Consider the following 18,296-nt stretch of genomic DNA (forward strand, 5'->3'; position numbering starts at 1 on the left):
TGTTTTCCTGTTGTCTGCTGATCGGTACAGCATGAAAAACCAAAAAGCCGCCGGGAAATTCCTCCGGCGGCTTTTTGCAATTAAATTCGTAATATTACACAGTATTTAACAAGCACCCTGTCGTGGCATGTCACCATACAACTGTGTACGCGTCATAAGCCGGGAAATCACAAAGGCTGTCTAACGCCTGCTTCCAACAGAAAAGATACAATCAGACGGCTCTGAACAGCCCGGTTGGCAGTTTTCGCTCGGGGCGGCGTTTGCGCATCAGCTTTAACATGGTTTCAATCGAAATCGATTGCAGCGTGGCATAGGTGATGGCCTCGATCTCGTCCATGACCAGCGACAATGCGACACCGGCATTGGTTTCCTGTACAATCCCGTTCGATGGCCCTGCGCCAACCTCTTCAAATAATTCAACAACATCGAGCAAGGTTGTGCGTTTGGCATTACCGCAAAAACGGTACCCCCCCCCGGCCCCCCGAACCGATTCCACCAGCCCGGCCCGGCCCAGATCGCGCAGCACCTTGGCCAAATGATTGGTCGAAATATTATAGCGCTCGGCAATTTCCGAAGCCGAAAGCTGACGTTGCGTATCCTCTGCCAGTTCCAAAACCGCATATAGGGCAAATAATGTCGCTTTTTGCAGGGACATCATGGCTTAGCCCTCCTCTTCCATATCGGTTTCAAGCTGGATAAAAGGCCCGGCCATCATTCCCTGGGCGCGGAAAAACGACATCAGGTCGGTAGCATCGCGCGGGATCATGGTGCGAACTTTTTGCACCCCGGCATGGCGGAAACATTTGCAAATCTCGCGATATAAAATTGTCCCAACGCCCCCCATGCGCAAATCAGGCTCGACGCTAACGGTGCCGACCCAGCCACACGGTACAGAATTAAATTCCCACGACCGCACTTCACCAAAAATACAACCCAGCAAGGTATCGCCTTCTTCAGCAATCAGGAAAAAACGGCTGTCCTTGCGATTGCCGTAACGTACGAACAGATCGTCCCAATAGTCGGGCTTACGCAAACCGGTGGTGCGTTCATCAAGATCGACAACGACCGGAAGATCTTCCTTCACGGCAGGCCGGATATTGATTTTATGATCGTCGATATGAACCAGGTTATAACCCGGTCTGTCTTGTGCTGCGTCCACCAAAACTGCCTTTCCTGTCCCGCTGGCACCCAAATGCCTCGGCGCCCGTATGCAGGAGATGTCGCCCATCTCAAATACGTAATTTAGTACGATTATACTACACTGTCAGGATGGCAAGCAGCAATGATAAGTTCACCCCGTGCGGCGCCCAAAACACACCCGCAACGCGATGATACAGCAATTAACCGCATCCACGGCACAACTCTGCTTACCTTGGTTGCCCCGTTAATGTGCAATAACGCTCATGCTGCTGCGCAGCAACACCTAAATGCAACCTGCACTGCAAAACGCCACTTTCCTGACCACAACCGCGCCCATTAGACGCAAATATTCCTAAAACATCCGAGGTCACGATTACGACCTGGCAATCAACTATGTGCGACATGCAAGCGGGGGGAACAATAACGTTTAACCAAACAGAATTAGCCGGAAAAACAACGCAACGATTGACAGATGGGCGAAGTCATGGCTTATCGCGCCAAAGAGATTGCTGCGTAAAAACCGTCTTTCGGGCAAAAATTTTGCGCAGCCCGCCTGTTACAATCGATCAGTATTTTCGTCCAAGGGAGTGGGGCACGCCATGGCGCGCAACGGTTTTGATGCAATTGACCGCAATATTCTTCGTGAAATTCAGGAAGATGGCCGCATCTCGATGGTCGAACTGGCCGACAAGGTTGGCCTGTCGGTGTCGCCGTGTTTGCGCCGATTGCGCAAGCTTGAAGAAAGTGGCGTTATTCGCAAATATGTCGCCTTGCTTGACCCCTCTCATCTGCATCTCGGGGTGAATGTTTTTGTCACCGTCTCCCTTACCCAGCATGACGAACCGTCACTTCGCCGGTTTGAAACCGCAGTGCAGCAACATCCCGAAATTGTCGATTGTTATGCAATGGTCGGCAATCAGGATTATATGATGCGGATTGTGGTTCAGGACCCCGCCGCCTATCAACGCTTCCTGTCCGAAGTGATGATGAAACTGCCAGGGGTTGCCAACATCAAATCCAGCTTTACCCTGCACGAAGTCAAAAACAGCACCCGCTTGCCAGTTCCGGAAACCGAATAAGCCACCCTGTTCGGCCCGACCCCCCAAAATTATCCATTTCCAGCTGCAAAACACCGTGGAAATAGTTCCGACACAAAGCATGTCGTGAATTCATCGCATTTAAATGCAATGGCCCCGGTGCAATGCGCAAAACGCCATTAACATAGAATGCCCTACCCGGGTTCTAACCTTTGCCAAAGCTGGCGACATTGCGAGGGATAATGGTGGGGAACAACCCGGCCAAAGTTAACCCGCGCAACAGAAAAAACAGGTTAAATGCCGCCCACAGGGCATGATTACTGTTCAGGACAACCGCGCCCCACGCAAAAACAGCAAACAATGCGACCGAACATAGCATCATATTGCGCCAGTGCCGGGTTTGCATTGCCCCTAGAAACACCCCGTCAAACTGAAACCCCAGCACGCCGGTTATGGGCAATAATATTGCCCATGGCAAATACTGATAAGCCGCGTCGCGTACGTCGTTAATGCTGGTTAATCCATCAATAATTGGCACACCTAACACGGCAAAAACCAGCGCCATCGCACAGGCCGAAATCACTGCCCAGACGGTTGTTTTGCGCACGGCCCACAAAAACTGTTTGCGTCGTTCCGCCCCATAGGCCTGCCCAACCAGGGTTTCAGCTGCATGAGCAAAACCATCCAGTGCGAATGACCCGAACATCAGAAAATTTTGCAAAACCGCATTTGCCGCCAGTGTCACCTCGCCAAACCGGGCGCTAAAACTGGTAAACAGCGCAAAGGCAGATGTCAGCGCCAACGTGCGAATAAAAATATCGCCGTTCACCTTCATCAGGCGCAACAACTGGATGCGGTCAAACAATGCCACGTCACGCCAACGCCCGCCAAGCCGGGCCAGATGGGGTTGCATCAAAAACCAGCCGAGTGCAACGCCGGAATAATCAGCAATCACAGTGGCCCCCGCCACCCCGCGCACGTCCCAGCCAAACCCCTGAACAAACAAAATATCCAGAATGATATTAAGCGAATTCAAAACCACCTGAAAAATAAATACGGCGCGGCTGTCCCGCATCGCCAGCAACCAGCCCAACATGCAATATTGCATCAATGTTGCCGGAGAAGCCCAGATACGAACATGAAAATAATCGCGCGCAGCGGCCTCGACATCGGACGATGGCGCAATCAGGCGCATCGCCAGTTCGACAATAGGCCACTGCAAAACCATCACCAGCAACCCGGCAACAAGGGCAATCAAGGCACCACGGGCAAACACTGCCCGCACTTCACAGGCATCACGTCGGCCTGCAGCCTGCGCAGCTAGCCCCGTCGTCGCCATGCGCAGAAAGCCAAAGCTCCAGAACACATAACTGAAAATCAGGGCGCCAATTGCCACGGCCCCAATATAATGCGGACTATCAAGATGGCCCACCACCGCTGTATCAACCGCACCTAACAATGGCACCGTCGCGTTTGACAGAATAATCGGCACCGTCAGTGCTAAAACACGGCGATCCCCCTTGCCCAACCAACGGCGAGAATTTGGCATTGCGACCTCATTACAGGTAAAAAGCAAATCAACGGGTGGGGTTTGTCCCAACCGCATTTGCGCATTTTTGAACTCTTGTCATTTTCATATCCTGCACCCGTGCCCTTGGCGAGATTTGATTGAAAAAACCCGCCTTACACAGATCAAAAATCATGAAATTTCAGGAAAACGTTTGGGGATTGTGGGATGTATCCAATATCCCGTTCGGTGATTCATTTGTATCAACAGGTATAACTCCAACTGATTACCCACAAACTGTTATTTAATTAAACGTATTTTCCACCTAAGGGTGTGAGCGAAAAATAACGTTTAATTGGCGTATATTACGCTCCACAACCATATAACTGCCAAAACATTGAGCATCTGCTCAGAAAATTTATCCACAATTTTATCCACAATCCGTATCAAATACCGGCCTTACAGGACAAATCCTTGCCCTTAACCCGCAGTTACGGCAGGGTGCATTTCAGTCTGACCCAGGTTTGGAAATACATTTATGTCGCAAATTACCCTTGAAGGACCCGTCGTTCCGGCGGCATCGGGAACCACCAAAAGCATTGTTATTTTTCTGCACGGATTTGGTGCCGATGGCAGCGATTTAATCGGCCTTGCCCCGGAACTGGCACCAGCCCTGCCTGATACGGTGTTTTATTCGCCCAACGCCCCCCATCCTTGCGAAATGTCCCCCTTCGGCCGCCAGTGGTTCAGCCTGGCTTCCTATGACCCCGAATTTTTACGCCGCGATGCACACACCATGCCCACGGCCTTAAAGGCTCTGGCCGAAGGCGCACGTGAAAATACGGCATCGCTCGCAGGCTTCATCGACGAGGCCCTGATGCAACATCAACTTGATACCGGCAAACTTGCTCTGGTTGGTTTTTCACAAGGCACCATGATGGCGTTGCAACTCGGCCCGCGCTATCCGCAACAACTGGCCGGGATCGTCGGTTTTTCGGGTGCCCTTCTGGGCCATGATACCCTTGCACCTGAAATTGTTTCGCGCCCGCCCATTACCCTTATTCACGGCAGTGCGGACCCCGTTGTACCGGTTCAGGCATCACATATGGCGCAATCCGTGCTGGCCGAAAACGGCTTTGACGTCAGCTTGCACGAACGTCCGGGCCTGCCCCATGGAATCGACGGCGAAGGCCTCGCTATTGCCGCTAAGTTCCTAAAACAACACCTTTCCTGACGGCGAACGGCCCGTCATCGTTTGTACCTGCCCGCCCAAAACCCGTCTGACGGCAGACGGGTTTTCTTTATCAATACACTGTCTTCAGGGTTTTGCTGGAATGATGCCAGATCTAAACATTATTTTTCTCTAATAACTGCTACAATCGTATAGCTATCCTATATCAATTCCTGTCCGAATGTGTCTATCCTATCCCGGGATTTTCAGAAGCCACAGCCTTCACAAAAAACGGGGACCGGGATGTTGGGAAACATTAGGATCAGCACAAAAATCACACTCATATCAATTATCGCCCTTATCGCCCTGGTGGCATTTGCGATAATACAGCTTTCGGTGTTGCGCTCCGAACTGCTTGCCGACCGACAGGAAAAAATTAAATCCGATACGGACGTTCTTGTCACAATGGCCGATGGTTTTCTGACCTATGCCGAGGAGGGCAATCTGTCTCGCGAAGACGCCATTGCCCTGTTTTACAAAACCATCATGAAAAGCAGTTACGACAACGGCACCGGATATTTCTTCGCCTATACCCGCAAAGGCATTGCACGGGCGAATGGTGCCAGTCCGGCAACAGTTGGCAAGGACCTGTCAAACCTCAAGGACCCGACCGGCACCTATGTCGTTCAGGCGCTTATCAAGGCAGCTTCCCAGAAAGATGGTGGTTTTTTCACCTACCAATGGCCAAAACCGGGTGAAGCCAAAGACGTCACCTTTGACAAACTTTCCTATGCACGCTCCCTGCCCTGGGGTGACGTAATTGGCACCGGCATTTACATTGATGACGTTGACCGCGCCTTCTGGAACAATGCCAAGGTCGTGATGGGAATTGGCTCTGCCTTTTTACTGGTGCTGCTTGGCGCCGGATACCTGATCGGCCACGACATTGTCGGGGCATTATCCAGGCTTTCCACCCGTATGACCGAAATTTCAGCAGGTCAACTTGATGACGAGGTTGAAGGCCAGGAGCGGCGCGACGAAGTGGGCCAAATGGCAACCACCGTTGTTACCTTCCGGGAACAGGCGATCCACAACCGCAAGCTTGAAGCCCGGCAGCGCGAAATTGAAATGCAGTCGGAACAGCAACGCAAGGACGACATTCGCGCCATGGCGGATGCCCTTGACCAACGCGTAAAAGGTTTGATCCAGAATATCATTCGGTCAATTGGCAATATGAATAATGCCATAACCGCGATGCAGACTGCAGCCAAAATGAATTGTGAGTTTTCAACCGCCGTTGCCACTGCCACCACCCAGACATCGGCCAATGTTCAAACAGTATCTGCCGCCACAGAAGAACTAAGTGCGTCTTCTGACGAAATTGCCCAGCAAGTGACCCATTCAGCCACGGTATCGTCCAATGCAAACGCCGAGGCCATTCGCACCAATGCAACCGTTGCCGGCCTGTCCGAAGCGGCCCAGCGCATTGGCGACGTGGCGCAGTTGATTGGTGCCATCGCCGAACAAACCAACCTTTTGGCCCTGAATGCTACCATCGAAGCCGCCCGCGCCGGGGATGCAGGCAAGGGATTTGCCGTTGTTGCCGCCGAGGTGAAAAACCTTGCCAACCAAACGGCACGCGCAACCGAGGAAATCAACCAGCAAATTACATCGGTTCAAAATGAAACCGGCGATGCCGTAAAGGCCATCCATCGGATATCGGAGACCATTGCCCGCGTTGCCGAAAGCTCATCGGCAATTTCGGCCGCGGTTGAAGAACAACACGCTGCAATTGAAGAAATTTCGCGCAACGTGCAACAGGCGGCATATGGCACCCAGGAAGTCTCTGAACGGATAGACAGAGTGAATGAAAACGCAGGCAAGGTTTCAACCGAAACCGGCACCCTGGCGCAAAATGCGGAACAACTGGTAACCGAGGCAACATCGCTGGAGCAGGCAATTGAAATGTTCCTGAGCGACCTTCGCACCAAAGCAGCCTGAACGGTCTGGCCTGTTAGAATTACGGCCAACAAATAAAAAAACCACCGGCGCAATCCGGTGGTTTTTTCATATTTGCGCATCCTTTGGCGTGTTGACCAAAAATATCAACATCTGCTCACACACGACGCTGATATGCAAAACAGCGCGTTACGACACGGGTGTTTTAACCATTATTCTCCGGGGGCATCTCGTCTCCTGACGTCGGGCTTTCACCCGGCTCCAGACATTCCTTCACCCAGACATCATAAACCGGGTGTTCCAGTGCCGACAGGCCAGGCGTTGAAGCAAACATCCAGCCATTAAAAACCTCGACATCGGTTTTATCTTCGGAACGATGATCAACAATTTCCAGAAAACCGGCACTTTCAGGCCGTTCTTCAGGTGGCGTGCGATAGCAGGCGTCAACCTTAATCGTCAATGACCCGAAATCAACACTTTGCCCGACCGGCACTTCGAAAGTCGAAATACGCGCCGTAATTTTATCAAGCCCCTGAAGCTGAGCGACATCAGCCTTGCGATAATCCAGCGCCGACGCGCCAGTCACCCCCGCCAGAACAAAACCGGTTGCAAGCGTACCTGTTACCAACAGGGATTTAACATTCATCAGGATTTTTTCTCCGCCGTCCCATAGGGATTTTCAAGTTCCGCGACCACATCTCGCATAACGGCACGAAACTGCTCTTCGTCACATCCCATCAACAGGGCATCTTCAAGAGCGTCCTGCATCATTTCACGCAGTTCGACAAAATTCTCGTTCAGAACCTTGATTTTCTCGACGCAGGATAACGGCGCGCCATCAGGGTTATGCCAGGTTGGCATATCCGTTGTGATGTCTGACTTGCTCATAATCTGCTCCGCTCCATATCAGGGCATCAAAGGTTTACAGGGTAAACAGATGATGCTTCGTCAAAAGATGCAAACCAAACCGGGCCAAATCATGACGATGTGCAAATCGTCACATCCCGGCCCGTCAAAACAGGCCTAGTTCCCTGCCGGGGCGGCCTGGGCATCGGCCTTGTCACCACCTGATGACTTATTCGAATAAATCACCTGGCCAATCAGCTCTTCAAGGTTTACCGACCCCTGAGTATACTCAACCGACCCGCCCGGCGGCAACATGTCAACATCTCCGCCAGGTTCCAGCGACACAAACTTGCCGCCCAGAAGCCCGTCAGAAGCAATTTTCGCAGCACTGTCGGTCGGTAATTCCACATCGGACCGGATTTTCATGTGGATCACGGCCATATAGGTTTTCGGATCAAGCTCTTGCGATACAACCGAACCGACCTTGACGCCGGAAATCCGCACATCATTGCCCGTTGCCAGGCCATCAATGCGGTTAAAGCTGGCATTCAGCTCGTACCCGCCCTCAACCGAGCGCAACCCTGCACGGGAATAGGAAAAAACAGCGAAAGCGACCGCAACGCAAATAACTGCGCCACCTGCCAGTGTCTCGACCAGCCTGTTGCTCATACCTTGTTCCATCCTTGCAATAATGTCGCATAATACCCGTTTAAAACGGGCCTGATCCAAAATCCGGGCTGAAAATCAGCCTTCCGGTGTCCATGACTGATAATCGCCAGTGGCCTTGGCACGTTGCCCACCCTGGTAATCATGGCCCTTGGGGCGATAGGCATGTTTGGTGCCTGTCAGATTTGGCTGATGGTCTTTTTGCCAGTCATAACGGTCTTCCGCTTTTTCCGACAGCGGCGCATCAAGGGTATAATGCAGCCATGCATGCCATTCAGCCGGCACCTTGGAGCCTTCGTCGATGCCCTTATAGATCACCCAACGCTTTGCTTTACGGCCCTGCGCGGCCTTTTTTTCGGTATAGTAAACATTACCATAACGGTCTTCGCCAACGCGCTTGCCAAACAGCGAAGTAAAGATACGGGTCCCGACGGTGGCCATATTTGCGGTCTCTCTCCAAATTGTTTTTGCCCTGCCAGACAGGACGACGGTTGCGCGAACGCGCACCGAGGACAATTACGCACCTTATATGTCCCGATGTCAGAGCAAAGTCAATGTTTCAAGCCGAAGCATTGCATTGCACCATCATCGTTTTTACCCTGGCTGCCAGACACCGCACATCGTCAAATTTCCCCCACAAGGGCATGAAGATGCACGACTCTTTGAAACGATACGGTTTGGGGCTTTTGTCCCCCATGTTATCCACAGCCAAAGCAAGTTGGAAACCCTTTGAGAATAAAGGAAAACTATAGTTTGACCAATCATTGAAACCGTCTTTTTTCACATAAATTACATGAACTTAGCTGTCAGAATCTGTCAGATTCCAGGCGGAGGTAATATATTGTTAACCCGCAAGGCTGGATTTCATCGGCAAACAAAGGTAACTTGTGTCCGTCGCAGGGTCTGACGGTTATCGACCTACTATATGTAGCGTATTGTATAGCGAGTCCCTGTAATATTGCGAAACACGGCCGATAAAAAACCCCGACATTCCAGTTGCTTGTGGGTGATTCAACTATTGTTAACCAGATCGGCAAAAACTCTCATTACAGCAAAGATGCCACACACCGCTACATGTAGTAGCTTAATTTGATGTCAACCACAAAGTTTGGTGGACGGGGCACTTTTCATCCCCTTATAATGCGCTCCCGCGGGCCTTGTGCCCCAGGGTGAATTCCACCAATAATTTGGCCAAACCGGACACGACCAATTCCCTAAGGTCGGTGGGGCGGCTTGACGTTGTGAGCAAACAATATCTGGTCTATCAGATACTGGCCGCATTGCGCCGTATCGGGGCCAATAACGGAGCAAACCATGCGGATTACCAGGCAGTTCACACAGGAAGATGTCAGCCCGTATGCCGACATCGATTTTCGCAAGTCATCCTGCAAAATCAAAAACCCCGATGGCTCGACCGTTTTTGAAATGAACGACATTGACGTGCCGTCAACCTGGTCGCAGGTGGCAAGCGATGTTCTTGCCCAGAAGTATTTCCGCAAGGCGGGCGTTCCCGTTGCCTTGAAACCGGTCAAGGAAAAAGACGTTCCCCAATGGCTTTGGCGCCACGAGGCTGACAAGACCAAACTGGAGAAAATGCCTGCAGAAGAGCGCTATACCAGCGAGCTTAGCGCGACCCAGGTATTTGATCGTCTGGCGGGCACATGGGCTTATTGGGGCTGGAAAGGCGGCTATTTCGATGGCGAATCCGATGCCCGCGCCTTTTTTGATGAAATGCGTTACCAGCTTGCCCATCAGATGGGCGCGCCGAACTCGCCGCAATGGTTTAACACCGGCCTGCATTGGGCCTATGGCATTGACGGCCCGGCACAGGGTCATTCCTATGTTGATTATCTGACTGGTAAGCTGACCAAATCCACCGGTTCTTACGAACACCCGCAGCCCCATGCCTGCTTCATCCAGTCGGTTTCGGACGATCTGGTCAATGAAGGCGGCATCATGGACTTGTGGACCCGTGAAGCCCGCCTGTTCAAATATGGCTCGGGCACCGGATCAAACTTTTCCAACGTGCGCGGCGAAGGCGAATCACTTTCGGGTGGCGGGCGCTCTTCGGGCCTGATGAGCTTCCTTAAGATTGGCGACCGTGCCGCGGGTGCCATCAAATCGGGCGGCACCACGCGCCGCGCTGCCAAAATGGTGGTGGTTGATATTGACCACCCCGACATTGAAAAATATATCGACTGGAAAGTCGTTGAAGAACAAAAGGTTGCAGCCCTTGTTGCCGGTTCCAAACTGGCGGAAAAACACCTGACCGCCGTTTTGACCGCATGCAACAACTGGGACGGTGCCGCCGATTCTGATGAACGGTTAAACCCGCGCAGCAACCCGCAGCTTAAAGAAGCCATTCTTTCAGCACGTTCTGTGATGATCCCCGATTCTTACATCAACAAGATCATTCAGTTCGCCCGTGAAGGCTTCACCGAAATCAGCTTTAAAACCTATGACACCGACTGGGACTCGGAAGCCTATCTGACGGTTTCAGGCCAGAACTCCAATAACTCGGTCCGTGTGTCGAACGACTTTTTGCAAGCTGTTCTTGATGATGGCAACTGGAACCTGATCCGCCGCACCGATGGCAAGATTGCCCAAACCATCAGCGCACGCGATTTGTGGGACAAGGTTGGCGAAGCCGCCTGGGCCTGTGCCGATCCCGGCATCCAGTACGACACCACCATCAATGAATGGCACACCTGCCCCACATCTGGCCGCATCAATGCGTCCAATCCGTGCTCGGAATACATGTTCCTCGATGATACCGCCTGTAACCTGGCATCGATGAACCTGATGAACTTCCGTTCCGATGATGGCGGCATTGATGTTGCGGCATATGAACATGCCGTGCGTTTGTGGACCGTTGTTCTGGAAGTATCGGTTTTGATGGCACAGTTCCCATCGGACCGCATTGCCGAACTGTCCTATCGTTACCGTACCCTTGGCCTGGGCTATGCCAATATTGGCGGCCTGCTGATGAGCATGGGCATTTCCTATGACAGCGACGAAGGCCGCGCGATTTGTGCGTCCCTGACCGCGATCATGTGTGGTGTTTCCTATGCCACGTCCGCCGAAATGGCGGGCGAGCTGGGTGCCTTTGCCGGCTATGCCGACAATGCCGATGAAATGCTGCGCGTTATGCGCAACCATCGCCGTGCCGCCCACGGCGAACAGGAAGGTTACGAAGGCCTTTCGATTAACCCGGTACCGCTAATCGCCGCTGACAGCCCCTATGCCGAACTGCCCGTTGCGGCCCGTGCAGCATGGGACAAGGCACTGGAACTGGGCGAAAAGCATGGCTATCGCAACGCCCAAACCACCGTTATCGCCCCGACCGGCACCATCGGCCTGGTGATGGATTGTGACACCACCGGAATCGAGCCGGACTTTGCCCTGGTGAAATTTAAAAAGCTGGCTGGCGGCGGTTATTTCAAAATCATCAACCGCACCGTTCCCGTTGCCCTGGCAACGCTGGGCTATACCGAAAACCAGATCCGCGACATGGAAAAATACGCGGTTGGTTATGGTACGCTCAAGGGCTCGCCAACCATCACCCACGACGCTCTTCGCGCCAAAGGCTTTGACGACGCAGCCCTGGCAAAGATTGAAGGCGCGCTTGAAAACGCATTCGACATCAAATTCGTGTTTAACAAATACACCTTTGGTGAAGAATACTGCGTCAAGCAGCTGGGTCTGGATGGCAAAGCGATTAGCGATATCAGCTTTGACATGCTGGCCGCCCTTGGCTTTAGCAAAAAAGAAATCGAAGCTGCCAACACCTATGTGTGTGGTGCAATGACCCTGGAAGGGGCACCGCATTTGCGCGACGAAGATTTGTCGGTGTTTGATTGTGCAAATCCGTGTGGCCGTACCGGCAAGCGTTACCTGTCGGCTGACAGCCACATTCGCATGATGGCCGCTGCCCAGCCGTTTATTTCCGGTGCAATTTCCAAAACCATCAACATGCCCAACAATGCCTCGATCCAGGATTGCAAGGATGCCTATATCCATTCCTGGAAACTGGGCTTGAAGGCCAATGCGCTCTATCGTGATGGATCGAAACTCAGCCAGCCGCTAAACTCTGCCCTGGTTGAAGAAGACGATTATGCCGATCAGCCAACCGCTGCCAAGGCAACCGAGGCGTCGGAAAAAATCGTCGAAAAAATCATCGAACGGGTTATTCGCGGTGATCGCCGTTCGCTGCCCTCGCGTCGCAAGGGTTACACCCAGAAGGCCACCGTTGGCGGCCATAAGGTTTACCTGCGCACCGGTGAATATGAAGACGGCAAACTGGGTGAAATCTTCATCGACATGCACAAGGAAGGTGCAGCTTTCCGGTCGTTGATGAACAATTTTGCCATCGCAGTTTCCATTGGCCTGCAATATGGCGTGCCGCTGGAAGAATATGTCGAAGCCTTCACTTTCACCCGCTTTGAACCGTCGGGCATGGTGTCGGGCAACGATGCGATCAAAATGGCAACCTCCATTCTTGATTACATGTTCCGCGAACTTGCCATTTCCTATCTGGGCCGCAACGACCTTGCCCATGTTCAACCCAACGACATTCTGCCCGATGCCGTAGGTTCGGGCGTTGCCGAAGGCAATTTGGGTGACGAAGCCAAAGCCGAAGACAAGGCAATTGATACCATTCGCAAAGTAGCGTCTAGCGGGTTCGTCCGTCGTAACCTGTATGTTGTAGATGGTGGCCTGCCGACGGAAGAAACCGTTACCTTAAAGGCAACCGGAACAGATCATGCCCACAGCCATGATCATGACCATAGCCATCACAGTGCTGAAACCGCATCGGCGGCATCCGCCGGGACCGCTTCATCTTCGCAAAATAACGCTATTCTAACGGTCAGCGAAGAAGTCATGTCAAAAACCGACGCCAAAATGGACCGTATCCGCGAAGCCCGGATGAAGGGCTATGAGGGCGACGCCTGCCCTGATTGCGGTAACTTCACGCTGGTACGTAACGGCACCTGCCTGAAATGCGATTCTTGTGGTGGCACCACCGGTTGTTCGTAAAACATAGCACGCAAACCTGATCTAAGTGCGGCAAAGCCTTGGCATTATCAACCGGTCGGAATTATTTCCGGCCGGTTTTTATTTATCCGTGTGATTGGTCATAAAATTCGTCGTTATCCCCCTCTCACAACGGAACATCTTTGTTTTCACAGCGTTATCGCTTGGTTCGCCTGTCATGGACCAATACCGGAACAAGACAGGCTCCAAAAATAACAAAGTCTTTCAGACAGGAGTTTCCCCGATGGCTATGAGCCGTGTTCTTGGTGCCGTTTTGCTGGTTGTTGGCATTTTGCTGCTGGTCTTTGGCCTAAATGCGACCGACAAACCGGTTGAGGAATTGTCCAACACTTTCCTTGGTCACTACACCGATGAAACCATGTGGTATCTGGTTGGTGGCGGTGCCGCTGCCGTTGCCGGTATTTTAATGGTTCTGTTCGGGGGCAAGCGCCGCTAATCAGGCGCACAAACAACAAAATCACGGTTTCTTCCGATGAAAAAGCAATCACCGGTTCCCATATGCACTAACGCGTTATAGTCTTTGTGCCATAAAAAGTTATAAGACTGTTATCTGTAGTGTTTGCGCGTCGGGAGAAACCACCAATGTCCCAGACTGGACAGCGACTATCGGACAAGATCATTCTCGCCCATCGCCAGGCCGTTGAAGAAGGCAAGGCAGAGGTCGCAGAAATGCTTATTCAGGCGCTGGAAATTGACGCTTCCTATGTTGGCGGGCCGCAGCCGGAACAACGCGAAAACCTGGAAGATGTCGAAGGTGCCTTTAGTTTGCAGGCCGAGTTTCGCGCCAAACATGGCCGCAGTCATCCATGACTTAAACATCCCCTGCCCGACACCATATTTCCTGTTTTTCACACAATACCGGTCGACATAGCCGGTTTGCGAACAGATTGTTGCCAAAGCGGCTCTGGTCGGGGGCACCGTTCCGCGTAATGATATCCCAAACAGATTTCATTTTGCGAAGGCCAACACATGCCCCATTCTTCCAACATTCCCCAAACCAACGCGCTGGCCCCGATATTTATTTCCCACGGGTCGCCCATGCTGGTTGCACGGCAAAGCACACCGGCATTCAATTTCCTTCACACCGAATTACCTGACCACCTTGATGGTGCGCAGGCCATTCTTATCGTTTCGGCCCATTGGCAGGCCCCCGTTGCCACCATTTCAACCGCACAGCACCAGGAAACCATCCACGATTTTTACGGTTTTCCCGATGCGCTGTATCAGTTGCATTACGATGTTGCAGGTGCCCCGGACCTTGCCAGCACCATTGCCCACAAAATTGGTGCAAAAACCGATGACCAGCGCGGGCTGGACCACGGCGCATGGATGCCGATGATTTTGGCGCGTCCACAGGCAGATATCCCTGTATTTCAGCTGTCCATGATCGAAAATGGCAGCCCCGCCGATCATTTTGCCCTTGGCAAAAAATTACGCGGCCTGCGTGAAATGGGGGTTTTGGTAATCGGCAGTGGTGCCATGACCCATAATTTACGCGCGCTTGACCGCAATGACGGTCCCAATGCCGACGCCTGGGCCGAAGAATTTTGCCAATGGATGGTTGAAAACACCAAACAGCACGATATCGACACGTTGCTGGCCTATCGCTCAAAGGCCCCTCATGCCCGCATGGCCCACCCCCATGATGACCATCTGATGCCATTTTATGTGGCTCTTGGTGCTGCCGATGATCATTACATCTGTAAAACACTGCATCACAGCATCGAATTTGGCAACCTTGCCATGACAGCGCTTCGCTTTTACGATCAGGAAACGTCGATTAAAGCAGCCTGAAACAGGAAGTTCCTATTGCAGCAATATCAAACCCGGCTTGAAATTCGGACACAAGGCCAAGGTCTGATCGAATTTACACATTTGGTCGAAGGCTGGCTGAATGAATGCGCCCTTGAAAACGGTATTCTGACCGTGTTCTGCGCCCATACATCAGCCAGCCTGACCATTCAGGAAAATGCTGACCCGGACGTGCAGCATGACCTGCAAGTGTTTTTCAAACGCCTGGTCGCCGAAGACCCGAACCTTTATCGCCATACATGCGAAGGGCCGGACGACATGCCGGCCCACATTCGTGCCGCCCTTACCAACGTGTCCCTTGGAATTCCGGTGCAAAATGGCCGTATGGTTTTGGGAACATGGCAAGGCATTTACCTGTTTGAACACCGCAATGCACCGCATCGCAGGCAAATCAACCTGCACATCATCGGCCAATAAACCGGCTGGTTCTGCCTGCAGAGTACGGCAATGGCAGGTATCTATCTCCTGCCATTGCCAAGTATCCTGCCATTTCACTCACGACACGCCCAGGGTGCTGCATCGTACCATTATTGCAAAACCGTTGCCCTGGCGGCGGCTATGCCAACACTGGGGCACTGTGCGAAAATATCCTGCTTTTTATGGTACAATTTCGTCTGAATACCAAAGGCACCCAACACAGTTGAAAAAATGTTGTCTTGCGAAAAGTCACGGGTTTTGCCTATCGCGTCAAAACATTTCAGATCGATGTGCCGGTCCTTGATAAACCCGTCCGACATCCAGACCTGAAATGGCACATGGGTTTGTTGCTCTGGCGCAAATCGATACGGGGTGCCATGCAAATATATGCCCATTTCCCCCAAAGATTCACCGTGGTCCGACAGATAAATCAGCGCAGTATCGTATTTATCCTGATAACTGGCCAGTTTTGCGACCAGTTGCGATATTACGAAATCGGTATAGCGGATCGTATTGTCGTAAGAATTGACCAGTTCTTCATGGCTGCAATTTTCGATATCACTGCGCGGGCAGTCCGGCATAAAAGTACGAAATGCCTTGGGGTAGCGTTTATAATATGTTGGCCCGTGGCTCCCGATCAGGTGCAAGCCAACCAACCGGTCGCCAGTACCTTTCATATCGGCAATCTGCTGGTCAATATTGCGCAACATTGCTTCGTCAAGGCAGGCATTGTCGGCGCATAAATCCGGGTAATCTGCGGGGTTAAGGGTCATATGGGGGATGCGGTCGCATACCCCTTTACAACCGTCGTCATTTTCTTTCCAAAAAACCGAAACCCCGGCCTTTTGCACCACATCAAGTAAACCTTCGCTATTGCGCGCCCGGTCGGTATCAAACCCTTCGCGGTTTTCGGCCGAAAACATGCACGGCACCGATATCGCTGTGGCCGTACCACAGGAATGCACATTCTGAAACGACACAAGATTATCAATTTTACGGGTAAACGGGTTGGTCGGCCGGTCATACCCGTTAACGGCATAATTTTCGGCGCGCGCGGTTTCCCCAATCACCAAAAAGACCAGTTTTGGTTTGGCACCCGGTTCTTGTGCTGCCAGCGATGCATCCTGCCCAATAATTTTGAACGGCACGTCGCGCGTCAGATAGCGGCGTTTGACATATTTAATCGTGCTGGCAATATAATTTTCCGGCACGACCTCCTTGGCAAGTTCGCGATTATTGCGCCCAATCGAGGCATAATCCTGATAAAAAAAGCCAACAAAACCCGCAACAATCACCAAAAAACCGGCCATGGCACCAACCCGGTGATACAGGCCCTGATACCAGCGCTCGGCATATGTCACACGCACAAACAGCAGCAAAATGGCAGGTAAAACCCCCATCAACACCACCATCGCAACCGAGTGCCCGTTGACATAGGAAACCGCTTCGCGACTGTTGGTTTCAAAAATATTCTGGATCATCGCACGGTCAAAAACGATGCGATATTTCACCATGGCAAAGCTAACCATCGCCCCGGTGATTAACACCAGAATAAAAAACGGCTTTAGCGTAAAGCGCGACGAAAAAGGAATAAAAACAAAATTCAACGCCGCAACAAGCACGATCGGAATTGAAATGACAAAACCGACGCTAAAATTATCCAGCGCAGACAAAATTTCGTAAAAATGGCGCAAAAGCGCGAAATTAAGAACAAATGCAAAATATAGCGACAGGGCAAACACAAGTGTCAGTACCCGAACGCGGATCAAAACGGGGGTTTTCAATCGCGTTACCTTTCCAACCATCACAAGACAAGGGATCAACCCCTGCCATGCGTGTTGAAAATGGCCGTTACACGATCAGGGGCAATCGCACCCTAATGCGGCTTCCTGACAGTAAGCTGAAACAGCCAAAATGCCCGCCCCTTAACGTATCAAACCCCAATTCATAGTCGGTTTAACCATCCAGATATCAAACTGTTGTGACCGGGCCACGCCGGCGCTTGCTGCTATACAATGCCAGTGCGCTATGGCTGGCCAATGTCACAATCACCACTGCCCCGGCAATCAGGGTGGTGGATGACGGCACTTCACCCATAAAGACCCATACCAGCCCGGACCCTAATATCGCTTCGGTCAGCATGATCAATCCTACCTCGGCGGCCGGTATGCGTTTCGCCCCCATCGATATGAACGTAAACGACAGCGGCAACACCAGACAGCCCAGTAATATCAGCCATAACGGGTCCCACGGGAACAAGGCCAACGGTGTTGCAGCGGGCGCAACACAAATGGCAACCAGCAAAGCCCCAACCATCATCGCACGAACTGTATCAACCGCAATTCTTGCCCCTAGAACATTGAAATAACACGCCATACACAATGCTGTTCCCAATGCCAGGATATCGCCCAGCATGTGCGCGCCGCCCAAACCGTTGCCCACAATAATCGCCAGGGCCGCAAACACCACAATGGATGCCACCCAGGTGCGCAGCGGTTGCCTGCGTTTAAACAGAAATGCACCGATAATGCCGCTGATCAACGGAGTTGCCGCAATAATCACCAGGGTATTGGCCGCATCGGTGTTCTTGATCGACAAAATAAAACAGGCGCTGGTGCCACCGTAAAACACCCCGGCAAAAATTTCGTCCCGCCGCGGGCGAATGGCCTGCCATAACGGCTGGGGC

The 18,296-nt window shown here is 52.1% G+C and carries 17 protein-coding genes; 8 read left to right on the forward strand and 9 right to left on the reverse strand.

Features of this window, described 5'->3' with window-relative positions; genetic code table 11:
* Window positions 1–211 precede the first annotated feature (211 nt).
* Window positions 212–658: an Rrf2 family transcriptional regulator gene (locus THS27_RS16270; RefSeq protein ID WP_085592718.1), complete on the reverse strand. Its 447-nt coding sequence runs from the start codon at window positions 656–658 to the stop codon at window positions 212–214.
* A gap of 3 nt (window positions 659–661) precedes the next feature.
* Window positions 662–1,159, reverse strand: a complete 498-nt coding sequence (locus THS27_RS16275; protein ID WP_246832990.1) for a GNAT family N-acetyltransferase — start codon at window positions 1,157–1,159, stop codon at window positions 662–664.
* A 580-nt stretch (window positions 1,160–1,739) separates the two neighbouring features.
* Between THS27_RS16275 and THS27_RS16285 the strand changes: the two genes are divergently transcribed.
* Window positions 1,740–2,219, forward strand: a complete 480-nt coding sequence (locus THS27_RS16285; RefSeq protein ID WP_085592724.1) for an Lrp/AsnC family transcriptional regulator — start codon at window positions 1,740–1,742, stop codon at window positions 2,217–2,219.
* Window positions 2,220–2,382: 163 nt separating this feature from the next.
* Here THS27_RS16285 and THS27_RS16290 read toward each other — a convergent pair whose 3' ends face one another.
* Window positions 2,383–3,726, reverse strand: a complete 1,344-nt coding sequence (locus tag THS27_RS16290; RefSeq protein ID WP_085592763.1) for an MATE family efflux transporter — start codon at window positions 3,724–3,726, stop codon at window positions 2,383–2,385.
* A 496-nt stretch (window positions 3,727–4,222) separates the two neighbouring features.
* Here THS27_RS16290 and THS27_RS16295 point away from each other — a divergent pair, with 496 nt between their 5' ends.
* Together THS27_RS16295 and THS27_RS16300 are read left to right on the forward strand one after the other, a co-directional pair.
* Window positions 4,223–4,918 carry an alpha/beta hydrolase gene (locus THS27_RS16295; RefSeq protein ID WP_085592726.1) on the forward strand — a complete coding sequence of 232 codons (696 nt, stop codon included), beginning with the start codon at window positions 4,223–4,225 and terminating at the stop codon, window positions 4,916–4,918.
* 240 nt (window positions 4,919–5,158) lie between these two features.
* Entirely contained in the window at window positions 5,159–6,856 is a 1,698-nt protein-coding gene (locus tag THS27_RS16300; protein WP_085592728.1) for a methyl-accepting chemotaxis protein, read from the forward strand.
* 163 nt (window positions 6,857–7,019) lie between these two features.
* Here THS27_RS16300 and THS27_RS16305 read toward each other — a convergent pair whose 3' ends face one another.
* The 4 genes from THS27_RS16305 to THS27_RS16320 all read right to left on the reverse strand — a co-directional run bounded on the left by THS27_RS16305 (window position 7,020) and on the right by THS27_RS16320 (window position 8,767).
* Window positions 7,020–7,460 carry a DUF2155 domain-containing protein gene (locus THS27_RS16305; RefSeq protein WP_085592730.1) on the reverse strand — a complete coding sequence of 147 codons (441 nt, stop codon included), beginning with the start codon at window positions 7,458–7,460 and terminating at the stop codon, window positions 7,020–7,022.
* A complete protein-coding gene (locus THS27_RS16310) occupies window positions 7,460–7,702 on the reverse strand; it encodes a hypothetical protein (RefSeq protein ID WP_085592732.1) in 243 nt (80 codons plus the stop codon). The genes THS27_RS16305 and THS27_RS16310 overlap by 1 nt, the downstream gene beginning before the upstream one ends.
* A 135-nt stretch (window positions 7,703–7,837) precedes the next feature.
* Window positions 7,838–8,329, reverse strand: a complete 492-nt coding sequence (gene mlaD, locus THS27_RS16315; RefSeq protein WP_085592734.1) for an outer membrane lipid asymmetry maintenance protein MlaD — start codon at window positions 8,327–8,329, stop codon at window positions 7,838–7,840.
* Window positions 8,330–8,404: 75 nt separating this feature from the next.
* Window positions 8,405–8,767, reverse strand: a complete 363-nt coding sequence (locus tag THS27_RS16320; protein ID WP_085592736.1) for an NADH:ubiquinone oxidoreductase subunit NDUFA12 — start codon at window positions 8,765–8,767, stop codon at window positions 8,405–8,407.
* Window positions 8,768–9,640: 873 nt separating this feature from the next.
* On the opposite strand from THS27_RS16320, the gene THS27_RS16325 reads away from it, so the two are divergent.
* The 5 genes from THS27_RS16325 (at window position 9,641) to THS27_RS16345 (ending at window position 15,610) form a co-directional block, all read left to right on the forward strand.
* Window positions 9,641–13,363 carry a vitamin B12-dependent ribonucleotide reductase gene (locus THS27_RS16325; RefSeq protein ID WP_085592738.1) on the forward strand — a complete coding sequence of 1,241 codons (3,723 nt, stop codon included), beginning with the start codon at window positions 9,641–9,643 and terminating at the stop codon, window positions 13,361–13,363.
* 241 nt (window positions 13,364–13,604) lie between these two features.
* A complete protein-coding gene (locus THS27_RS16330; protein WP_085592740.1) occupies window positions 13,605–13,817 on the forward strand; it encodes a DUF3185 family protein in 213 nt (70 codons plus the stop codon).
* 146 nt (window positions 13,818–13,963) lie between these two features.
* On the forward strand, window positions 13,964–14,191 hold the full coding sequence (locus THS27_RS16335; RefSeq protein WP_085592742.1) for a hypothetical protein: 228 nt from the start codon (window positions 13,964–13,966) through the stop codon (window positions 14,189–14,191).
* 159 nt (window positions 14,192–14,350) lie between these two features.
* On the forward strand, window positions 14,351–15,175 hold the full coding sequence (locus tag THS27_RS16340; RefSeq protein ID WP_085592744.1) for a class III extradiol ring-cleavage dioxygenase: 825 nt from the start codon (window positions 14,351–14,353) through the stop codon (window positions 15,173–15,175).
* A gap of 15 nt (window positions 15,176–15,190) precedes the next feature.
* Entirely contained in the window at window positions 15,191–15,610 is a 420-nt protein-coding gene (locus THS27_RS16345; RefSeq protein ID WP_085592746.1) for a secondary thiamine-phosphate synthase enzyme YjbQ, read from the forward strand.
* Window positions 15,611–15,720: 110 nt separating this feature from the next.
* On the opposite strand, the gene THS27_RS16350 is transcribed toward THS27_RS16345, so the two are convergent.
* Complete coding sequence (locus tag THS27_RS16350) at window positions 15,721–17,394, reverse strand: phosphoethanolamine transferase (RefSeq protein ID WP_246832991.1); 1,674 nt, start codon at window positions 17,392–17,394, stop codon at window positions 15,721–15,723.
* A gap of 187 nt (window positions 17,395–17,581) precedes the next feature.
* Window positions 17,582–18,296 (reverse strand): DMT family transporter (locus THS27_RS16355; RefSeq protein ID WP_085592750.1); only part of this gene is annotated, 715 nt, incomplete at its 5' end.

It is taken from the genome of Thalassospira sp. MCCC 1A01428 (assembly GCF_002115825.1).
In the GTDB taxonomy this organism is placed as follows: domain Bacteria; phylum Pseudomonadota; class Alphaproteobacteria; order Rhodospirillales; family Thalassospiraceae; genus Thalassospira.

Coding starts and splice junctions, on each gene's coding strand:
- THS27_RS16270 (WP_085592718.1), bottom strand. CDS start 658: ATGATGTCCCTGCAAAAAGCGACATTATTTGCCCTATATGCGGTTTTG.
- THS27_RS16285 (WP_085592724.1), top strand. CDS start 1,740: ATGGCGCGCAACGGTTTTGATGCAATTGACCGCAATATTCTTCGTGAA.
- THS27_RS16290 (WP_085592763.1), bottom strand. CDS start 3,726: ATGCCAAATTCTCGCCGTTGGTTGGGCAAGGGGGATCGCCGTGTTTTA.
- THS27_RS16295 (WP_085592726.1), top strand. CDS start 4,223: ATGTCGCAAATTACCCTTGAAGGACCCGTCGTTCCGGCGGCATCGGGA.
- THS27_RS16300 (WP_085592728.1), top strand. CDS start 5,159: ATGTTGGGAAACATTAGGATCAGCACAAAAATCACACTCATATCAATT.
- THS27_RS16305 (WP_085592730.1), bottom strand. CDS start 7,460: ATGAATGTTAAATCCCTGTTGGTAACAGGTACGCTTGCAACCGGTTTT.
- THS27_RS16310 (WP_085592732.1), bottom strand. CDS start 7,702: ATGAGCAAGTCAGACATCACAACGGATATGCCAACCTGGCATAACCCT.
- mlaD (WP_085592734.1), bottom strand. CDS start 8,329: ATGAGCAACAGGCTGGTCGAGACACTGGCAGGTGGCGCAGTTATTTGC.
- THS27_RS16320 (WP_085592736.1), bottom strand. CDS start 8,767: ATGGCCACCGTCGGGACCCGTATCTTTACTTCGCTGTTTGGCAAGCGC.
- THS27_RS16325 (WP_085592738.1), top strand. CDS start 9,641: ATGCGGATTACCAGGCAGTTCACACAGGAAGATGTCAGCCCGTATGCC.
- THS27_RS16330 (WP_085592740.1), top strand. CDS start 13,605: ATGGCTATGAGCCGTGTTCTTGGTGCCGTTTTGCTGGTTGTTGGCATT.
- THS27_RS16335 (WP_085592742.1), top strand. CDS start 13,964: ATGTCCCAGACTGGACAGCGACTATCGGACAAGATCATTCTCGCCCAT.
- THS27_RS16340 (WP_085592744.1), top strand. CDS start 14,351: ATGCCCCATTCTTCCAACATTCCCCAAACCAACGCGCTGGCCCCGATA.